Below are 17,808 nucleotides of genomic sequence, written 5' to 3'. Positions count from 1 at the left end.
CTCTCGCATGAGCCGCGAAGCGATCCTGTCGTCGCTCATTCGTTTCGATGCGCCCATCCCAAAGCTGAGAGCCGGAGTCGGCTCCTTGACTTGGGATAGCGATCCAGTGGTTACACTGGCACGGCGCGATATCGTTGCCGTCCTTGAACGGTTTTCGACCGGGGAGATCGATGCCCTTACGGTCGAGGATTGGGCCAATCTGGTCGAATGCCGTGAGGATATTGGATTCGAATTGGGATATGAGGACGTGATCCACGCAGCGATACACGATCTGGCAAACCCGCTGTTGAGCGGCGAGTTGCGCGTCTTGGCGCCCGGCATTCTCGCCGGCCTTCGCTAGTTCTTCCTAGGCCCCCACCAGCACCGCCACGCCGACCACGATCAGCGCGATGCCAAAGATCTCGCGCGGCGCGATCGGCTGCTTGAACGAGTAATAGGCCACGGCTTGCGCGAACAGCACCTCGATCAGCGCGAGCGTGCGGACATTGGCGGCCGCCGTGAGCGCGAAGGCCAGGAACCAGAACTGCGAGGCGAAGGCGCCCATGAAGCCCGCCAGCATCGACGGCTTCCACAGGCCGAGGATCGCCTGCAGCACCTTCGGTGCGCGCCAGAGCAGATAGATGGTCAACACCAGCGTCTGCACGAACAGGCCGAGCACGAGCGTGAGCGATGCCGCCGTCACGAACGAGACGCCGGGGACATTGATGATCGCGCCTCGGAAGCCGACCGCGGAGAGCGCGAAACACGCCGCAGCAATCAGGCCGGTGAGGGTCGGCTTCAACTCGGCAAAGCTCTTCTCGCCGCCGGGCCGCAACGCCGTGATGACGACACCGATCGTGGCGACCACGATCGCAAGCACCTTCAGCCAGGTCAGGTGATCGCCCAGGAAGACGAAGCCGAAAATCGCGGTCTGGATCGCCTCGGTCTTCAGATAGGCCGTGGTCACCACGAAGGAGCGGTCGTTCATCGCGAGCAGCATCAACCCGGTGGCGACGATCTGGCTGAGGGCGCCGAGCAGCAGCCACGGCCAGAACACCGTCGGCGGCATGCCGAGATGATCGCCGGTCGCAACCAGCACCACGCCGAGAAACAGCAGCGAGAACGGGAAGCCGAACAGGAAGCGGATATTGGTCGCGCCCCAGGTCCCCAGCGGCTTGGTCAGCGACCGCTGCATCGCATTGCGCGCCACCTGCCCGAGCGCGGCAATGATGGTGAAGGGAATCCAGAGGCTGGCGATGGTGAGCATGGGGAGCTAAGGGGCTAGGAAGAGAGGTTGATCAGCCTGACGGGAACAGACTCACCGGTCAACCACAGGGGCGTCATGGGTGCGATGCTCTTGCAACAAGCACACTGTCGTCCCTGCGAACGCAGGGACCCATAACCCCGGAGAGCAGTTTTGCGAAGACTGCCAACCTGCGCGTCTTACACCAAACCCCACCGAGAGATCACGCGGTATGGGTCCCTGCGTTCGCAGGGACGACAGCGTTTGCTGGGCGGCATCACGCCGTCAAACCAGCAAATCGCTGAGATCACGCCACTCGGGATTGTCACGCTCGATCAGCTCGATCTTCCAGTCGCACTTCCAGCGCTTGAGCTGCTTTTCGCGGGTGATTGCCTCGTCCGCTCGTTCGTAGGCCTCGGTGTAGACCAACCGATACACGCCGTAGCGTTTCACGAACTCGGAACCCTTACCGGCGCGGTGCTGCTGCAGTCGCGCTTGCAGTGAATCGGTAACGCCGATGTAGAGCGTTCCGTGATGGCGGCTGGCGAGGATGTAGACGTAGTACATGCTCGGAGCGCCTGTCTTTGCTAGCCACAGGGGCCTGTGGCTATGGGCCCCTGCGTTCGCAGGGACGACACCCTCCAAGGGACACGAATTCGTGCCTCACTCACGAAAGCCCTCACACCATCGTTTCCGCCACCACCATGTAGTTCACGTCCATGTCCGACGAGAGCGACCATTTGTCGGCGAAGGGAGAGTAGACCACGCCGGTCTGCTCGGTGATGACGAGGCGGTTGTCGAGCAGGTATTTGGTCAGCTCGTCGGGGGTGACGAACTTGTTCCATTCGTGGGTGCCGCGCGGCAGCCAGCGCAGGACGTATTCGGCGCCGACGATGGCGAGCGCAAAGCTCTTCCAGTTGCGGTTCAGCGTCGAGACCACCATGAGGCCGTTCGGCTTCAGCATCGCGGCGCAGCGCTTGAGGAAGACGCCGACGTCGACGACGTGCTCGACCACCTCCATCGCCAGCACGATGTCGAAGCGCTCGCGCGGGTCGATCTCTTCCACCGTGGTGCAGCGGTAGTCGATCGCAAGATGGCCCTTGTCGGCGTGCAGCTTCGCGGCGGCGATGTTGCTCTGGGACGGATCGACCCCGATGACCTGCGCGCCGAGGCGCGACAGTGGCTCGCACAAGAGGCCGGCGCCGCAGCCGATGTCGAGCACGCGCAAGCCACCGAGGCAGTTGAGGCTGCGCACGTTGCGCTCGAATTTGCGGCAGGCGGCATCGCGAATGTAGCCGAGCCGCAGCGGGTTGATCCGGTGCAGCGGCGCCATCTTGCCGTTGGGGTCCCACCACTCCGCCGAGAGCTTTGAGAATTTCGCGATCTCGGCAGCGTCGACGGTCGATCCCTGCTGCGGGCTTGCGGTTTCGGAAGTATTTTGCTGCATGCTCATGGTTACGCGCGGTCCTACCGCGTGGTGATCGAACTACGGAAGGCGAGCGGCGAGGCGATGGTCTTGATCGTCTCGATCCCCTCGCCGACGCCGCGAATCGTCACGTCGCCGTAGTTGAGAATACGTCCAAGGATGGTCTGATCGACGTCGACGCTCTCGACCTTGTCCAGCGCCATTTCGAAGGTGCGGCGCTTGATGAAGCCGGTCTTGTGCACGACCCGGAGGTTGGTGACGTCTGTCTCGATGGTCCAGCGATGGAACCAGGCCTTTACGGTCCAGAAGAGGGCCGCCAGGGCCGCGAGGCCGGAGCCTACGAGGCAGAGCAGCACGAGCCCTTCGACGATCGTTTGGCGGGACAAGACGAACAGGGCCAAAGCCACGATCCAGGCCAGGATCGCCGGAAAATAGAAGATCCAGTGCGCGTTGGTCGAATACAGCACCCGCTCGCCCGGTTGCAGGATCTCGTCGATGTAACGCGCCATGACCTAGTTAACCCATTACCCCCGCAACCGGCCCCGCAGGAACCCGCTTGCCCCCGGCCCCGCCGCTATGTATACGCGCGGTCGGTGTCCGCGAGGCCCGTCCAGCGCGGGCCACCATACTGATCCTTATGAAGGAATGCACGCGTCGTCATGAGCCGCCTCGTGATGAAATTCGGCGGCACATCCGTCGCCAACATCGAACGTATCCGCAACGTCGCACGCCATGTGAAGCGTGAGGTCGACGCCGGCCACGAGGTGGCCGTGGTCGTCTCGGCGATGTCGGGCAAGACCAACGAGCTGGTGGCCTGGTGCACCGAGGCCTCGCCGATGCACGACGCGCGCGAATACGACGCCGTCGTCGCCTCGGGCGAGCAGGTGACCTCGGGCCTGCTGGCCATCGTGCTGCAGGGCATGGGCATCCAGGCCCGCTCCTGGCAGGGCTGGCAGATCCCGATCAAGACCAGCGACGCCCATGCCTCGGCCCGGATCGAGGACATCGACGGCAGCGAGATCATCAGCCGTTTCAAGGAGCGCAAGGAGGTGGCGGTCATCGCCGGCTTCCAGGGCATCGATCCCAGGACCAACCGCATCACCACGCTCGGCCGCGGCGGTTCCGACACCTCGGCCGTGGCGATCGCCGCCGCCGTCAAGGCCGACCGCTGCGACATCTACACCGACGTCGACGGCGTCTACACCACCGACCCGCGGATCGTGCCGAAGGCCAAGAGGCTCGACAAGATCGCGTTCGAGGACATGCTGGAACTGGCTTCCCAGGGCGCCAAGGTGCTCCAGGTCCGCTCGGTGGAACTCGGCATGGTCCACAACATGCCGATCTTCGTCCGCTCGAGCTTCGACAAGCCCGAGGATATCGACCCGCATGCCAACCAGCCGCCCGGCACGCTGATCTGCGGCGAGGAGGAGATCATGGAAAACCACGTCGTCACCGGTATCGCCTTCTCCAAGGACGAGGCCCAGATCTCTGTGCGCCAGATCGAGGACAAGCCGGGCGTGGCCGCCTCGATCTTCGGCCCGCTGGCGGATGCCAACATCAACGTCGACATGATCGTTCAGAACGTTTCTGAAGACGGCAAGACCACCGACCTCACCTTCACGGTGCCGGCCGCCGACTACACCCGCGCCAAGGACACGATTACCGCCGCCAAGGGCAAGATCGGTTATGCACGGCTGGATACCGCCACCGACGTCGCAAAAATCTCGGTGATCGGCAGCGGCATGCGCAGCCACGCCGGCGTCGCCGCCCAGGCGTTCTCGGCCCTCGCGGGGCGGAATATCAACATCCGGGCCATTACAACCTCCGAGATCAAATTCTCGGTTTTGATCGACGCGGCCTATACCGAGCTTGCGGTGCGCACGCTGCACACGCTCTACGGTCTCGACCAAGCCTAGACGGATTTTCTCTTAGCGGTCGCAGCAAACGCTGAGGTCTCCACACATTCGCGTTTGGCAGGCGTTTTGCTTGGCAAAACAAGCCTCAATTCGCTATACGGCGAACAGGGTGGGCTGCCGCAGACTGTGTCCCAGTTCAGGCCGCTGATTCGGTGCAAGCACTAAATTTTCAAGAAGATTTGGGTTTGCGCCTGCGTCGGACGAACAATTTGATTGTTTTTCTGGAATTTTGGGCCAGCCGCCGGCTGATACCGCCGGGCCCGGCAGACGGAGGAGATTGACGGTTCATGCGGAGCACGTCGGGAGGTCCCCGCGTCTTGTTGAGACGGCTCCGCGAGACCATGGCGGAGCAGGTCTCGGCCCAGGAGCGGCTGGACAAGATCGTGGTGCTGATCGCCGCCAACATGGTGGCCGAGGTGTGCTCGGTCTATGTGCTGCGCATCGACAACACGCTCGAGCTCTATGCCACCGAAGGCCTCAACCGCGAGGCGGTGCACCACACCGTGCTGAGCGCCCATGAGGGCCTGGTCGGCCTCGTCGCCAGCGAGGCGACGCCGCTCAATCTGAGCGACGCGCAGAGCCACCCCGCCTTCTCGTTCCGCCCCGAGACCGGCGAAGAAATCTACCATTCCTTCCTCGGCGTGCCGATCCTGCGGGCCGGCAACACGCTCGGCGTGCTGGTGGTGCAGAACCGCGCCAAGCGCAATTATGTCGAGGAGGAGCTCGAGGCGCTGCAGACCACCGCGATGGTGCTGGCCGAGCTGATCGCCTCCGGCGAGCTGTCCGCGCTGGCCCAGCCGGGCCAGGAGCCGGCCGCGCGCCATTCCGCGCAGAAGGTCGGCGCCATCCTGTCGGAGGGCATCGCGCTCGGCCATGTCGTGCTGCACGAGCCGCGCGTCGTCATCAAGGACTACATCGCCGAGGACCTGCCGAAGGAAATCAAGCGGCTCGACACCGCGCTCGCCAAGCTGCGCGCCGATCTCGATCGCATGCTGGAGCGTGGCGACGTCGCCGAGGGCGGCGAGCATCGCGAGGTGCTGGAAGCCTACCGCATGTTCGCCAACGACCAGGGCTGGTCGCACAAGCTGCACGAGGCTGTCGCCACCGGCCTCACCGCGGAAGCCGCCGTCGAGCGCGTGCAGTCCGACACCCGCGCGCGCATGCTGCGCTCGACCGATCCTTATTTGCGCGACCGGCTGCACGATCTGGAGGATCTCGGCTACCGCCTGATGCGGCAGCTGGTCGGCCAGGACCACGCGCCGTCACGTGAGCAACTGCCCGACAACGCCATCGTCATCGCGCGCGCGATGGGCCCGGCGGCGCTGCTCGACTACGACCGCAAGCGCCTGCGCGGCATCGTGCTGGAAGAGGGTACCGCCAATTCCCACGTCTCGATCGTGGCGCGCGCGCTCGGCATCCCGGCGGTCGGCGAAGTCCCGAACGCGCCCGGTATCGCCGATCCCGGCGATGCCATCATCGTCGACGGCACATCCGGCTCGATCTATGTGCGCCCCTCGCAGGAAGTCGAGGCGGCCTTCGCCGAACGCGTGCGCTTCCGCGCCCGCCGCCAGGCGCAATATCTGGCGCTGCGCGACCGGCCCTGCGTCACCAGGGACGGCCAGAAGGTCGAGCTGATGATCAACGCAGGTCTTGCCATCGACCTGCCGCATATCGAGGACACCGGCAGCGCCGGCATCGGCCTGTTCCGCACCGAGCTGCAATTCATGGTGGGCCAGAGCCTGCCGCGCACCAGCGACCAGCTGGCGCTCTATCGCACCGTGCTCGACGCCGCCGGCACCAAGCCCGTCACCTTCCGCACACTCGACATCGGCGGCGACAAGGCGCTGCCCTATATGGAAGCCGTGATCGAGGAAAATCCCGCGCTCGGCTGGCGCGCGATCCGGCTCGGGCTGGACCGTCCCGGCCTGTTGCGCGGCCAGATCCGCGCGCTGCTGCGCGCCGGCGGCGGCCGCGCGCTGCGCATCATGTTCCCGATGATCTCGGAGGTTGCCGAATTCGATTCGGCCAAGGCACTGGTGGAGCGCGAGCTCACTTATCTGCGCCAGCACGGCCACACGCTGCCTGAAAGAATCGACATCGGCACCATGGTCGAGGTCCCCGCGCTGCTCTATCAGCTCGACGAGCTGCTGCGGAAGGTCGACTTCATCTCGGTCGGTTCCAACGATCTGTTTCAGTTCCTGTTCGCGGTCGACCGCGGCAATGCCAAGGTCTCCGAGCGCTTCGACACCATGTCGGCGCCGATCCTGCGCGCGCTGCGCGAGATCTCGCGCAAGTGCCAGGAGGCCAAGAAGTCGCTCTCGCTCTGCGGCGAGATGGCGTCGAAGCCGATCGGTGCGCTGGCGCTGATCGCGCTGGGCTACCGCTCGCTATCGCTTTCGGCGACCGCACTCGGCCCGGTCAAGGCCATGGTCATCGATCTCGATGCCAAGAAGGCCGAAGCCATGCTCGGCCCGCTGCTGGACGCGCCGGCGGGCAGCGTCTCGATCCGGCAGAAGCTGACGGAATTTGCCGAGGCCGAAGGATTGGCGTTGTAGCGGGCCATCCGCCCCTTCTCCGCTGCCCTCGCCTTCGTCCGCCCCCCTTTGAGACTGAACCAATGTCGTCACTCCCCGAAGCCAAGCTGGACGTTTTGCTCGCCCATCATGCCTCGCTCGAGGCCGAATCGCTGGGGCAGCTCGCCTCCGAACGCTACGTCCAGATCACGCGCGAGCTCGCCGAGCTCACGCCGCTGATCGAAGCGGTGAAGACCTACCGTTCCGCCGTCAAGGAGCTCGCCGACACCGAGGCGCTGATCGCCGATCCCGCAACCGATGCGGAAATGCGCGGCATGGCGGAGGCCGAGCGTGGCGAGCTGACGCCGAAAATCGAAGAGCTGGTGCAGAAGATTCGCGTTGCGCTGCTGCCCAAGGACGCCATGGACGATCGCAACGTGGTGCTGGAAATCCGCGCCGGCACCGGCGGCGACGAGGCCTCGCTGTTCGCCGGTGATCTGTTCCGGATGTACGAGCGCTTCGCTGCCCTGCAGGGCTGGAAGGTCGAGGTGATCTCGGCCAGCGAAGGCACCGTCGGCGGCTACAAGGAAATCATCGCGGAGGTGCAGGGCCGCGGCGCCTTCTCCAAGCTGAAATTCGAATCCGGCGTGCACCGCGTGCAGCGCGTGCCCGACACCGAGACGCAAGGCCGCATCCACACCTCCGCCGCGACGGTCGCCGTGCTGCCCGAGGTCGAGGATGTCGACGTCGAGATCAAGAACGACGATCTGCGCATTGAGACCATGCGCGCGCAAGGCGCCGGCGGCCAGCACGTCAACAAGACGGAATCGGCGATCCGCATCACCCACATCCCGACCGGCATCGTGGTGATGATGCAGGACAGCCGCTCGCAGCACAAGAACCGCGCCTCCGCCATGAACATTTTGCGCTCGCGCATCTACGACGCCGAGCGCCAGCGCGTCGACGCCGCGCGCTCGGCCGAGCGCAAGGAGAAGGTCGGCTCCGGCGACCGCAGCGAGCGCATCCGCACTTACAATTTCCCGCAAGGGCGCGTCACCGACCATCGCATCAACCTGACGCTCTACAAGCTGCCGCAGGTGATCGCCGGCGAAGCACTGGGCGAATTGACCGACGCGCTGACCACCGAGCACCAGGCCGCCCAGCTCGCCGCACAGGGCGCGGCGGCCTGACGCGTGGGCAATCCCTTCGCCGGACAATCCATCGAGCGGGCACGGCGCGCGCTCGCTGCGCAACTGAGATCGGCACGGCTCGATGACGCCGAGCACGATGCGCGTATCCTGCTCGGTGCGGCCCTCGGCCTCGACCTGACCGGCCTGATCACACAGGCCACCCGGCCGCTCACCGACGCCGAGGCGTTGCGGCTTGCGCAATACGCGCAGCGCCGGATCGCCGGCGAACCGGTGGCGCGGATTCTCGGGACGAAGGAATTCTGGGGCCTGCCGTTTCGTCTGTCGGACGCAACTCTGGTCCCGCGCCCCGACACCGAGACCGTCGTCGAGCTGGCGCTCGAGATTTTCCGCGGGCTCGCGATATCGGGACGGTCACCGCGAATCGCCGATATCGGCACCGGCTCCGGCGCAATCCTGCTCGCGCTGTTGCACGAAATTCCCGATGCTTTCGGCGTCGGCACCGATCTCAGCCTCACCGCCCTCGGCACGGCGCGAGACAATGCTGCCGCTCTCGGCCTTGCCGGCCGCGCCGCTTTCGTCGCCTGCTCCTATGCGTCGGCGCTGCGCGGCCCGTTCGATCTCATCGTGTCGAACCCGCCCTATATTCCCTCGGCCGAAATCCCGACATTGAGCATCGAGGTGCGCGAGCACGATCCGCATCTGGCGCTCGACGGGGGCAATGACGGCTATGACGCCTACCGTGCCCTGATTCCGCAGGCGAGCGAACGTCTCGCCAGCGGCGGTGCACTGATCGTCGAGGCCGGCCAGGGCCAGGCCCGAAATATTGAAACCTTGATGATTGCGGGCGCGTTGACGCTGGACAGGCCACCCAAGGCCGACCTGGCGGGCATTCCGCGGGCCGTTTCGGCCCGAAAAATGCCCCCATAAAAGCCGGATTGGCCTGCAAAAAGCTCTTGGAATATCCCTTGGGAACGACTACGTTCCGATCAACAGATCGGTGCCGGCCCCGTAGACCTACGGGCGAAAGCCGGGCTCTCGGGCGAGAGCTTTACTGATTAATGGTTCCAAGCCGCAGGTCCTGTTGAGCGCGATGGCCATTGGAGCTGCGCTGCTCTCCGACCGCAAAGCGAACGAAAGCCTGATATTGCGCTTGAAGACTTACGCAACAACGCTGGGCCTGTTTCGGCAGGCAAAATGAATGGGTTCGCTGGCGATCAGTGCTGGCGGGTGGGGAACGCGTCTTTGTTGAGCGCGACGGTCGACGAACATCGGCAGGGATCAATCCGCTCTTGCGCGCGGTGCGCGCGAGCGATGTGAACCGCTGTCGCCAGGTCACTCCTAGCTATCAGTAATGCGTGCAACCTTTAGGGCTGGAATTAAAGGCAGGACATGAGAAACGGTCAGAACAAGCAGCGGATGCGCAACCGCAACAACAACAATAACAACAACAACCGGCGCAGCCAGAACCCGATGACCCGGGTCTACGAGTCCAACGGACCCGACATCAAGATCCGCGGCACCGCCTCGCACATCGCTGAAAAATATCTGCAGCTCGCACGCGACGCGCGCTCCTCCGGCGACCCCGTTGCGGCCGAGAACTACTACCAGCATGCCGAGCATTATTTCCGCCTGATCGCGGCCGCCCAGGAGCAGTTCCGCCAGAACCAGCAGCCGCGCGGTGACGAACCCGTCAGCAGCCATAGCGACGACGGCGAAGACGACGGCGAGAATTTCTCGAATTTCGGCCAGGAGCCGGGCTTCGTCCCGCAGCCGCAGCAGCAGCCGCCCTTCATGCGCGACCGCGACGGCCAGCGCGAGCATCACCAGCGTGACCATCAGCAGCGCGACAACCAGCAGCCGCGCGAGCATCGCGAACGCGACCATCGCCCGCAGCCGCAATTTCAGCCCCAACCGCAATATCAGCCGCAGCCTGCGAACCAGCCGCAGCCCGTCATCGGCGACGCCGGCAGCGTCGATCGCCTGCCGTCCTTCATCACCGGCGCGCAGCCTCAAGCGAACAACGGGGCCAATGGCAATCAGCCCGGATTCGAGGGTGGTGCTGGCGCTGGCGAGCGCTATCCGCGACGGCGGCGCCGGCCGCATGGCCCGCGCCCCGAGCGCGAGGCAGCTCCGGCCGCCTCGAGCGACGATCTCGCACCTGGCGAGTAAGCTCGTTCCGATGATGTGGACTGCAACCGTCCCGGCCTCGCGCCGGGACGTTTTGTTTTCAGCTGCGTGTCACCGTCGAGGACGGCACCAGCACCGGCTTTGCCAGCGACGGAATCAGCCGCGCCCGTTCGCGCTTGGCGGGAATTGCGCGATAGACCTGCTTGGTGGCCTCGACGATGTGCACGCCGGCAAAGGGCAGCGACAGCGCCGCGCCGGCACGCTCCCACATCTGCGCCGATTTCAGCACCCAGCCGCCGGCATAGGGCGGCATGAACAGCGCCTCGCCCCACGCGGTCGGCGTGAACCATGTCTGGCGCAAGAGGTCGGTGATCTGCGAGCGTGAATACGGCCGGCCGTGACCGAATGGCGTGCTGTCGGTGCGGGTCCACACCCCGCGCCGATTCGGGATCACCGCGATCACGCGGCCCGAGGGCGACAGCACGCGCCAGACCTCGCGCAACAGCGCGGCCGGATCGTCCGACATCTCCAGCGCATGGATCAGCAGGATGCGGTCGACCGCGGCGTCGGGAAGCGGCAGCGAGAATTCGTCGACCAGCGAGGCCAGCGCCGGCCGCCCCGTCGGCCATTTCAGGACGCCCTGGGCCGCCGGCATGAACGCGATGCAGCGCTCGGCATCCTCCCGGAACAACCCCAGATAGGGCGTGGGATAGCCGATGCCGAGCACGCGCTGGCCTTGCGCGCCCGGCCAGCGCTCCCTGATGCCGCGGTTGATCATTTGCCGCGCCACGATCCCGAGGCGGCGGGAATAGAACTCGCGGAGGTCGACGACGTCGATTGTCATGCCCCCAACCTAACATGCGCCGGGCAGCGCCCGCGCGCGGAATATTGCATTGCCTGCGCAACGTTAACGCCATATTTGTCTGGCGGGGCTGAGCGCGATGGAGATGACATGGCCGCCGAAATTCGTACTTTCACCTGTTTAAGCGACAATTTCGGCTATCTGATCCACGATGTGGAAACCAAGGCGACGGCGTCGATCGACGCGCCGGAGGCCGGCCCGATCCTGCAGGCGCTGGAGCGCGAGGGCTGGCAGCTCACCGACATCCTGATCACCCATCACCACGGCGATCATGTCGGCGGGGTTGCCGAGCTCAAGCAAAAATACAATTGCCGCGTCGTCGCGCCGCACGACAAGACCACCGCGATTTCGAACGTCGATTTGCGCGTCGCCAATGCCGACGTGGTCAAGATCGGCAATCTGCTGGCGCGCGTGCTGGAGACGCCCGGCCATACGCTCGACCACGTCTCCTACGTGTTCGACAACGAGAAAACGGTGTTCGCTGCCGACACGCTGTTCTCGATCGGCTGCGGACGCGTGTTCGAGGGTACCTACCCGATGATGTGGGATTCGCTTCTGAAGCTGCGTGCCCTGCCCGACGACTTCAAGCTCTATTGCGGCCACGAATACACGGCGTCCAACGTCAAGTTCGCCCTCACCGTCGAGCCCGACAATGCGGCGCTGCAGACGCGCGCGGCCGAGGTGGCGAAGCTGCGGGCCGAAAACAAGCCGACCATTCCCACGCTGCTCGGCGACGAGAAGCGGGCCAACGTGTTCCTGCGTGCCGACGAACCGCAGGTCGCAGCCAAGCTGCACATGAAGGGCGCGGACGCCGCCGCGGTGTTCGGCGAGCTGCGCGAGCGCAAGAACAAGTCCTGAAAACAAGGCCTCGACGGGATCAATGCCGACTGCAGCCGAGATCATCGTGCGCCTCGAATTGCGGCCCCATCCCGAGGGCGGTCACTACCGCGAGACGTTTCGCGATCAGGCCACGGACGCCAACGGGCGTTCGCGCTCGACCTTGATCTACTTCCTGCTCGCGCGCGGCGAGCGTTCGCACTGGCATCGCGTCGATGCGGTCGAGACGTGGCACTATTACGCCGGCAGCCCCTTGATGCTGCGCATCGCCCATGACGGCTGCTCGCAGCACGAGGTGCGGCTGGGCACCGACCTCGCCAATGGCGAACGGCCGCAGGCGATCGTGCCGGCACAGGCCTGGCAGATGGCGGAAACCACCGGCGAGTGGACGCTGGTCGGCTGCACCGTGGCACCTGCGTTCGAGTTCGCAGGCTTCGAGCTCGCACCGAAGGGCTGGGAGCCCTAAAGCATGATCCGGAAAAGTGCGAAGCGGTTTTCCGGAAAGATCATGCGCAAACAACAACCTAAAGCGCGATGACGATTCATCCAGATCTCATCTCGCTTTAGGGTCGCAATCCGGAATCGGGTGGGTTCGGTCCGCTTCCCGCTCTAGCACAGCGCATCCAACCAAGAGGAGCGCATGATGCACGGAACACTCGGTCCTTCGGCCGTCCAGATCGACCCCGCCATTTTGTATTTCGGAACGCCCGTCGTCCTGATCGGGACGACCAATGAGGATGGCTCGTACAATCTCGCGCCGATGTCCTCGGCTTGGTGGGTCGGATGGCGCTGCATGCTCGGGCTCGCCCGCAATTCCAAAACCACCGAGAACATGATTCGCACCGGCGAATGCGTACTCAATCTGCCGTCGGCCGATCTCGTCGCCGCGGTTGACCGCCTCGCCCGCACCACGGGCTCGGATCCCGTGCCGCCCGGAAAGCGCCATCGCGGTTACCGGCACGAGAAGGACAAGTTCGGCCTCAGTGGCCTGAGGGCGCAACTCGGCGAAACGGTCAGCGCTCCGCGCGCTGCCGAGTGCCCGGTGCAGATGGAAGCGAAGGTCGCTCACGTGCACGAGATGGCGCAGGACGATGCGGTCTGGCGCGGCAATCTGGCTGCGATCGAGCTCCGCATCACGCGCGTGCATGCCCACCCCGAGATCATGATGGAGGGCGCGCCCAACCGCATCGATCCCGACAAATGGCGCCCGCTGATCCTCAGCTTCCAGGAATTCTACGGCCTGACGCCGCAGCGCCTGCAGCGCTCCGAGCTCGGACAGATTCCCGAAGCGATGTACCGGCCGCCGGGCTGGCAGCCGGCGCCTTAGCTGCAGATCAGTCGTGACTGGCCGGAGCGCGGCTCCGCACGGGCAATCGTCGCACGACGATCGTGGGAAGCGTCTCGTAAGGCGGCCGAAAGCCGCCTGCCCGATAGTCCCGCTCAGTCAGCTGAACGAAGGATTTTCCGTCAGAGACCGTGGCGGTCTCGGGACGGCCGCGCACGCTTTCCTTCCGGTTGATGCCGGTGAATGTCTCGGGCTTCGCTGCGACCTGTGCCACGGCGCCCGAGCAGGCGAGGTCAGCCATCAACAGCAGCGAGATGGCGAACGGACGGATCATCGCTTCCGCAGCACCATGTCCTTGGCCGCGATCAGGCCGCCGCCGGCGATCAGGATCGCCGCGAGCGCGATGTTGGCACTGGCCTTGGCGAAACCCGCGGCGATGAGAAAGCCGGTCGAGAGCAGCGGCGTCGCGTAGGAGGCGGCGCCGAGCACGCGGATGTCGCCGCGCTTCATGCCGATGTCCCAGGCGTAGAACGCGGCGCCGACGGGGCCGATGCCGAGCGCGATCACCGCGAGCCATTGCAGCGTCGTCTCCGGCCAGACCGTGGTCTCGAGCAGGCCATGCATCAGTGCGGCAAGACCCGAGGTGGCCAGACAGAAGCCCGCGACGGCGTCGGTCGGCACCGCCTTCAACCGGCGTGACAGCACCGAATAGGCCGCCCAGACGAACGCGGCGATGAAGGCTGCGATCAACCCCGGCACCGCCCCCGGCGCAAACCCGCTGGTGTTGCCGGCGAACAGCAGCACGGTGCCGACGAGGCCGAGCACCGCGCCGACGATGTGATGCAGCGCGAGCCGCTCGCCGGGCAGAAAGGACGAGAACAGCACGATCAGCAGCGGCCACATGTAGTTCAGAAGGCCGGCTTCGGCCGGCGGCGCGAAGCGGAGCGCGAGAAAATACAGCGCATGATAGCCGAACAGGCCGCCGACGCCGACGACCCAGACGACGAGCGGCTGACGGAGGCTCTTCGCCGCATCGCCGCGGCCGATCCAGGTGAGCAGGCCGACCAGACCGCCGATCGCAAACGTCATCGCAGCAAGCTGAAACGCCGGGATCTTTCCGGTCGCCACCGTCATCACCGAGAGCAGCGACCACATCAGGATCGCGGTCAAGCCGATCAGCGTGGCGGTACGGGGAGTCATTGTGGAAGGCCTCGTCATTCCGGGATGGCGCATAGCGCCAGACCCGGAATCTCGAGATTCCGGGTTCGCCGCTGTCGCGACGCCCCGGAATGACAGTGCATGTGGGAATGCCCGAGACAAGCCCGGGCACGACGCTGTGAAAAATATCAGCCGGCGTGATGCGATCGCATCACACCATGTACTGGCCGCCGTTGACCGTCAGCGTCGAGCCGGTGATGAAACCGGACTCGTCGGCCGCAAGGAACACGACCGCGCGGGCAATCTCCTCGGGCTCGCCGAGCCGGTTGGCCGGGATCTGCGGGATTACGTTCTTCTCCAAAACGTCCTTCGGCACCGCCTGCACCATCTCGGTGTTGATGTAGCCGGGGCAGATCGCGTTCACGGTGATGCCACCCTTGGCATTCTCCAGCGCCAGCGCCTTGGTGAAGCCGATGTCGCCGGCCTTCGCTGCGGAATAGTTGACCTGGCCGAACTGCCCCTTCTGTCCGTTGATCGACGAGATCGAGATGATGCGGCCGAACTTGCGCGCACGCATGCCCTCGATGACCTGGCGGGTCATGTTGAAGAGCGAGCCGAGATTGGTGTTGATGACGGCGTTCCACTGCTCGAGCGTCATCTTGTGGAAGGCGGTGTCGCGGGTGATGCCGGCATTGTTGACGAGCACCTCGATCGGCCCGAGATCGGCCTCGACCTTCTTCACGCCTTCGGCGCAGGCGTCGAAACTGCTGACGTCCCATTTGTAGACGGCAATGCCGGTCTCGGCCTTGAACTTCTCCGCGGCCGCGTCGTTGCCGGCATAGCTCGCCGCAACCTTGTATCCAGCCGCCTTCAGCGCCTTGCTGATCGCAGCACCGATGCCCCGCGTACCACCCGTGACCAATGCAACACGTGCCATGTCGTATTCCTTCCCTTGGACTCTTCCTTGGACTCTTCGGACGTTTCTGGAGTGATTGTTTTTAACGTTGGATTATGCGGTTGGTTTGACGGACATCAAGAACAAAACGCCCGGCGTTGAGCCGGGCGTTTGTATTTAGTCGAGGCCTGCGGGGTTGCGAAGAATATTTGATTTGCAACCGCTGCCTTTTTAATCGCGTGCAACGCACTCACTGACGTGTGCAGCGCACGCGAGACACCACATGTCAGCTACGCGTCAGTCACCTTCAGTCGCGCGCCAGACACATCGCGATACCCATGCCGCCGCCGATGCACAGCGTGGCAAGGCCCTTCTTCGAATCGCGCTTCTGCATCTCGTGCAGCAAGGTCACCAGCACGCGTGCGCCGGAGGCACCGACGGGATGACCGATCGCGATCGCGCCGCCGTTGACGTTGACCCTGGAGGTATCCCAGCCGAGGTCCTTGTTGACGGCACAGGCCTGCGCCGCGAAGGCTTCGTTGGCCTCGATCAGATCGAGGTCGCCGACGTTCCAGCCGGCCTTCTTCAGCGCGGCGCGTGAGGCCGGGATCGGACCCGAGCCCATGATCTTCGGATCGACGCCGGCCTGCGCCCAGGACACGATGCGCGCGAGCGGCTTCTTGCCTTCCTTGGCCGCCTGCTTGGCGGTCATCAGCACCACGGCGGCAGCGCCGTCATTGATGCCGGAGGCCGAGCCCGCGGTAACCGTGCCGTCCTTCTCGAAAGCGGGACGGAGCTTGGCCATCGCGTCGAGCGTTGCGCCATGGCGCGGATATTCGTCGGCGCTGACGACGACGTCGCCCTTGCGGGTCTTGATGGTGACGGGGACGATCTCGTCGTTGAACTTGCCGGCCTTCTGCGCCGCCTCGGCCTTCTGCTGCGAGGCAACCGCAAACTCGTCCTGCTGGGCACGGGTGATCTGCCACTGCCGCGCGACGTTCTCGGCGGTGTTGCCCATGTGGTAGCCGTTGAAGGCATCCCACAGGCCGTCCTTGATCATGGTGTCGACGAACTCGACGGGACCCATCTTGACGCCGCCGCGCAGATACTGGGCGTGCGGGGCCATGCTCATGGATTCCTGGCCGCCGGCAACCACGATCTCGGAATCGCCGTTGAGCAGCGCCTGATAACCGAGCGCCACCGTGCGCAGGCCCGAGCCGCAAAGCTGGTTGACGCCCCAGGCCGGGCTCTCCACCGGGATGCCGGCGCCGATCGAGGCCTGGCGGGCCGGGTTCTGGCCCTGGGCAGCGGTCAGGATCTGGCCCATGATGACTTCCGAGACCCGGCCGGGCTCGATGCCACCGCGCTCCAGCGCGGCCTTGATGGCGATCGCGCCGAGATCATGGGCGGGAAGGGTCGCGAACGCTCCGTTGAAGCTTCCGACCGGGGTGCGGGCGGCGCTGACGATGACGACATCGTCTGACATAGGCATCTCCTGAGGCTTGAGGTTCTTTGAAAGGGCAGGCGGAGCTAGAGAAACGGCTCGCCAGTGTCGTGAGCCATCCTGTTAACGTCGTTGAGGCATGTCAATCGGCCGGCGACCGAATTCATGCCGCAGCGCATTCAAAATAGCGTTCTTGGCGCTTTCGCAAGCAAGATTTTGCTCCGCGATTAACCGTGCCGCACAAAACGGTAGCGTAAGCCCTTTGAAAATGCTTATTTTGTTGCGTTGCGTACTCTTCCCGCCCTGCGGCATAGCCCGCTCGGTTCCCGTTCTCCGCGCTTGCAAGTGAGAGCCCATGGCGAAATCAGACCAACCCACGACCATCAAGAAATACGCGAACCGCCGGCTCTATAACACCGGGACGAGCACCTACGTGACGCTGGAAGACCTCGCCGCGATGGTCAAGGATGGCGAAGATTTCCTGGTCTATGACGCCAAGACCGGCGACGACATCACCCGCTCCGTGCTCGCCCAGATCATCTTCGAGCAGGAGAACAAGGCCGGCCAGAACCTGCTGCCAACCACTTTCCTGCGCCAGCTCATCCGCTTCTACGGCGACAGCATGCAGATGGTGGTGCCGAAATATCTGGAGCAGTCGATCGCGACCCTGACCCAGGAGCAAGAGAAGTTCCGCAAGCAGATCGCCAACACCCTGTCCGGCACTCCTTTTGCTCCCCTGGAAGAACAGGTCCGCCGCAACATGGAGCTGTTCCAGCAGACCTTCTCGATGTTCAAGCCGTTCGCCCCGCCACGCCCGGCGAGCGCCGAGTCGGAGCCTGATACGAATGCGGAAACGCCGAAGGACAGCAACATCGACGATTTGCGCCAGCAAATGAAGGAAATGCAGGACCGCCTGGAGCGGATGTCGAAGAAGGACGAATAGGTCTCTCTTTACCTCCGCACCCAATGAGC

At 64.7% G+C, this 17,808-nt stretch carries 19 protein-coding genes; 10 read left to right on the top strand and 9 right to left on the bottom strand.

Features of this window, described 5'->3' with window-relative positions; all coding sequences use genetic code 11:
* Window positions 1–7 precede the first annotated feature (7 nt).
* Window positions 8–340 (top strand): hypothetical protein, encoded by a 333-nt coding sequence (locus CO669_RS32425; RefSeq protein ID WP_097666317.1) that lies wholly within the window; start codon window positions 8–10, stop codon window positions 338–340.
* A 6-nt stretch (window positions 341–346) separates the two neighbouring features.
* On the opposite strand, the gene CO669_RS32420 is transcribed toward CO669_RS32425, so the two are convergent.
* The 4 genes from CO669_RS32420 to CO669_RS32405 all read right to left on the bottom strand — a co-directional run bounded on the left by CO669_RS32420 (window position 347) and on the right by CO669_RS32405 (window position 3,157).
* Window positions 347–1,246, bottom strand: coding sequence for an EamA family transporter (locus CO669_RS32420; protein WP_097666315.1), 900 nt, complete (start codon window positions 1,244–1,246; stop codon window positions 347–349).
* 261 nt (window positions 1,247–1,507) lie between these two features.
* Window positions 1,508–1,789: a GIY-YIG nuclease family protein gene (locus CO669_RS32415; RefSeq protein ID WP_097666313.1), complete on the bottom strand. Its 282-nt coding sequence runs from the start codon at window positions 1,787–1,789 to the stop codon at window positions 1,508–1,510.
* Between the two features lie 112 nt (window positions 1,790–1,901).
* The gene (gene ubiG, locus CO669_RS32410) at window positions 1,902–2,675 is read right to left on the bottom strand and encodes a bifunctional 2-polyprenyl-6-hydroxyphenol methylase/3-demethylubiquinol 3-O-methyltransferase UbiG (protein WP_198964373.1); all 774 of its coding nucleotides are present in this window, start codon (window positions 2,673–2,675) and stop codon (window positions 1,902–1,904) included.
* A 14-nt stretch (window positions 2,676–2,689) separates the two neighbouring features.
* Entirely contained in the window at window positions 2,690–3,157 is a 468-nt protein-coding gene (locus CO669_RS32405; protein WP_097666311.1) for a PH domain-containing protein, read from the bottom strand.
* Window positions 3,158–3,307: 150 nt separating this feature from the next.
* Here CO669_RS32405 and CO669_RS32400 point away from each other — a divergent pair, with 150 nt between their 5' ends.
* The 5 genes from CO669_RS32400 (at window position 3,308) to CO669_RS32380 (ending at window position 10,397) form a co-directional block, all read left to right on the top strand.
* Window positions 3,308–4,564 (top strand): aspartate kinase, encoded by a 1,257-nt coding sequence (locus CO669_RS32400; protein WP_097666309.1) that lies wholly within the window; start codon window positions 3,308–3,310, stop codon window positions 4,562–4,564.
* A 287-nt stretch (window positions 4,565–4,851) separates the two neighbouring features.
* Entirely contained in the window at window positions 4,852–7,119 is a 2,268-nt protein-coding gene (gene ptsP, locus CO669_RS32395; protein WP_097666307.1) for a phosphoenolpyruvate--protein phosphotransferase, read from the top strand.
* A 62-nt stretch (window positions 7,120–7,181) separates the two neighbouring features.
* The gene (gene prfA / locus CO669_RS32390; RefSeq protein WP_097666305.1) at window positions 7,182–8,267 is read left to right on the top strand and encodes a peptide chain release factor 1; all 1,086 of its coding nucleotides are present in this window, start codon (window positions 7,182–7,184) and stop codon (window positions 8,265–8,267) included.
* A gap of 3 nt (window positions 8,268–8,270) precedes the next feature.
* Window positions 8,271–9,155, top strand: coding sequence for a peptide chain release factor N(5)-glutamine methyltransferase (gene prmC, locus CO669_RS32385; RefSeq protein WP_097666303.1), 885 nt, complete (start codon window positions 8,271–8,273; stop codon window positions 9,153–9,155).
* A gap of 462 nt (window positions 9,156–9,617) precedes the next feature.
* A complete protein-coding gene (locus tag CO669_RS32380) occupies window positions 9,618–10,397 on the top strand; it encodes a DUF4167 domain-containing protein (RefSeq protein ID WP_097666301.1) in 780 nt (259 codons plus the stop codon).
* A gap of 58 nt (window positions 10,398–10,455) precedes the next feature.
* Here the strand turns inward: CO669_RS32380 and CO669_RS32375 are convergent, their stop codons facing one another.
* Window positions 10,456–11,199 carry a methyltransferase domain-containing protein gene (locus CO669_RS32375; RefSeq protein ID WP_097666299.1) on the bottom strand — a complete coding sequence of 248 codons (744 nt, stop codon included), beginning with the start codon at window positions 11,197–11,199 and terminating at the stop codon, window positions 10,456–10,458.
* A 108-nt stretch (window positions 11,200–11,307) separates the two neighbouring features.
* Here CO669_RS32375 and gloB point away from each other — a divergent pair, with 108 nt between their 5' ends.
* The 3 genes from gloB to CO669_RS32360 all read left to right on the top strand — a co-directional run bounded on the left by gloB (window position 11,308) and on the right by CO669_RS32360 (window position 13,381).
* Entirely contained in the window at window positions 11,308–12,075 is a 768-nt protein-coding gene (gene gloB, locus CO669_RS32370; protein WP_097666297.1) for a hydroxyacylglutathione hydrolase, read from the top strand.
* A 22-nt stretch (window positions 12,076–12,097) separates the two neighbouring features.
* Window positions 12,098–12,520, top strand: coding sequence for a cupin domain-containing protein (locus CO669_RS32365; protein ID WP_097666295.1), 423 nt, complete (start codon window positions 12,098–12,100; stop codon window positions 12,518–12,520).
* 177 nt (window positions 12,521–12,697) lie between these two features.
* A complete protein-coding gene (locus CO669_RS32360) occupies window positions 12,698–13,381 on the top strand; it encodes a flavin reductase family protein (RefSeq protein WP_097666412.1) in 684 nt (227 codons plus the stop codon).
* A gap of 7 nt (window positions 13,382–13,388) precedes the next feature.
* On the opposite strand, the gene CO669_RS32355 is transcribed toward CO669_RS32360, so the two are convergent.
* The 4 genes from CO669_RS32355 to CO669_RS32340 form a co-directional block, all read right to left on the bottom strand.
* Window positions 13,389–13,673: a hypothetical protein gene (locus tag CO669_RS32355; protein WP_097666294.1), complete on the bottom strand. Its 285-nt coding sequence runs from the start codon at window positions 13,671–13,673 to the stop codon at window positions 13,389–13,391.
* Window positions 13,670–14,539: an aromatic amino acid exporter YddG gene (gene yddG, locus CO669_RS32350; RefSeq protein ID WP_097666292.1), complete on the bottom strand. Its 870-nt coding sequence runs from the start codon at window positions 14,537–14,539 to the stop codon at window positions 13,670–13,672. The genes CO669_RS32355 and yddG overlap by 4 nt, the downstream gene beginning before the upstream one ends.
* A 169-nt stretch (window positions 14,540–14,708) precedes the next feature.
* Window positions 14,709–15,434 carry an acetoacetyl-CoA reductase gene (gene phbB, locus CO669_RS32345; RefSeq protein WP_097666290.1) on the bottom strand — a complete coding sequence of 242 codons (726 nt, stop codon included), beginning with the start codon at window positions 15,432–15,434 and terminating at the stop codon, window positions 14,709–14,711.
* A 265-nt stretch (window positions 15,435–15,699) separates the two neighbouring features.
* Window positions 15,700–16,878: an acetyl-CoA C-acetyltransferase gene (locus tag CO669_RS32340; RefSeq protein ID WP_097666288.1), complete on the bottom strand. Its 1,179-nt coding sequence runs from the start codon at window positions 16,876–16,878 to the stop codon at window positions 15,700–15,702.
* A 313-nt stretch (window positions 16,879–17,191) separates the two neighbouring features.
* Between CO669_RS32340 and phaR the strand changes: the two genes are divergently transcribed.
* Window positions 17,192–17,779 carry a polyhydroxyalkanoate synthesis repressor PhaR gene (gene phaR, locus CO669_RS32335; RefSeq protein WP_097666286.1) on the top strand — a complete coding sequence of 196 codons (588 nt, stop codon included), beginning with the start codon at window positions 17,192–17,194 and terminating at the stop codon, window positions 17,777–17,779.
* Window positions 17,780–17,808: the final 29 nt, after the last annotated feature.

It is taken from the genome of Bradyrhizobium sp. Y36, from assembly GCF_002531575.1.
Lineage (GTDB): Bacteria > Pseudomonadota > Alphaproteobacteria > Rhizobiales > Xanthobacteraceae > Bradyrhizobium.
This window is presented reverse-complemented; position numbering and strand designations above follow the sequence as displayed.

What these genes read in the sequence shown, in the direction of transcription:
- CO669_RS32425 (WP_097666317.1), top strand. Translation starts at nt 8, where the DNA reads ATGAGCCGCGAAGCGATCCTGTCGTCGCTCATTCGTTTCGATGCGCCC.
- CO669_RS32420 (WP_097666315.1), bottom strand. Translation starts at nt 1,246, where the DNA reads ATGCTCACCATCGCCAGCCTCTGGATTCCCTTCACCATCATTGCCGCG.
- CO669_RS32415 (WP_097666313.1), bottom strand. Translation starts at nt 1,789, where the DNA reads ATGTACTACGTCTACATCCTCGCCAGCCGCCATCACGGAACGCTCTAC.
- ubiG (WP_198964373.1), bottom strand. Translation starts at nt 2,675, where the DNA reads ATGAGCATGCAGCAAAATACTTCCGAAACCGCAAGCCCGCAGCAGGGA.
- CO669_RS32405 (WP_097666311.1), bottom strand. Translation starts at nt 3,157, where the DNA reads ATGGCGCGTTACATCGACGAGATCCTGCAACCGGGCGAGCGGGTGCTG.
- CO669_RS32400 (WP_097666309.1), top strand. Translation starts at nt 3,308, where the DNA reads ATGAGCCGCCTCGTGATGAAATTCGGCGGCACATCCGTCGCCAACATC.
- ptsP (WP_097666307.1), top strand. Translation starts at nt 4,852, where the DNA reads ATGCGGAGCACGTCGGGAGGTCCCCGCGTCTTGTTGAGACGGCTCCGC.
- prfA (WP_097666305.1), top strand. Translation starts at nt 7,182, where the DNA reads ATGTCGTCACTCCCCGAAGCCAAGCTGGACGTTTTGCTCGCCCATCAT.
- CO669_RS32380 (WP_097666301.1), top strand. Translation starts at nt 9,618, where the DNA reads ATGAGAAACGGTCAGAACAAGCAGCGGATGCGCAACCGCAACAACAAC.
- CO669_RS32375 (WP_097666299.1), bottom strand. Translation starts at nt 11,199, where the DNA reads ATGACAATCGACGTCGTCGACCTCCGCGAGTTCTATTCCCGCCGCCTC.
- gloB (WP_097666297.1), top strand. Translation starts at nt 11,308, where the DNA reads ATGGCCGCCGAAATTCGTACTTTCACCTGTTTAAGCGACAATTTCGGC.
- CO669_RS32365 (WP_097666295.1), top strand. Translation starts at nt 12,098, where the DNA reads ATGCCGACTGCAGCCGAGATCATCGTGCGCCTCGAATTGCGGCCCCAT.
- CO669_RS32360 (WP_097666412.1), top strand. Translation starts at nt 12,698, where the DNA reads ATGCACGGAACACTCGGTCCTTCGGCCGTCCAGATCGACCCCGCCATT.
- CO669_RS32355 (WP_097666294.1), bottom strand. Translation starts at nt 13,673, where the DNA reads ATGATCCGTCCGTTCGCCATCTCGCTGCTGTTGATGGCTGACCTCGCC.
- yddG (WP_097666292.1), bottom strand. Translation starts at nt 14,539, where the DNA reads ATGACTCCCCGTACCGCCACGCTGATCGGCTTGACCGCGATCCTGATG.
- phbB (WP_097666290.1), bottom strand. Translation starts at nt 15,434, where the DNA reads ATGGCACGTGTTGCATTGGTCACGGGTGGTACGCGGGGCATCGGTGCT.
- CO669_RS32340 (WP_097666288.1), bottom strand. Translation starts at nt 16,878, where the DNA reads ATGTCAGACGATGTCGTCATCGTCAGCGCCGCCCGCACCCCGGTCGGA.
- phaR (WP_097666286.1), top strand. Translation starts at nt 17,192, where the DNA reads ATGGCGAAATCAGACCAACCCACGACCATCAAGAAATACGCGAACCGC.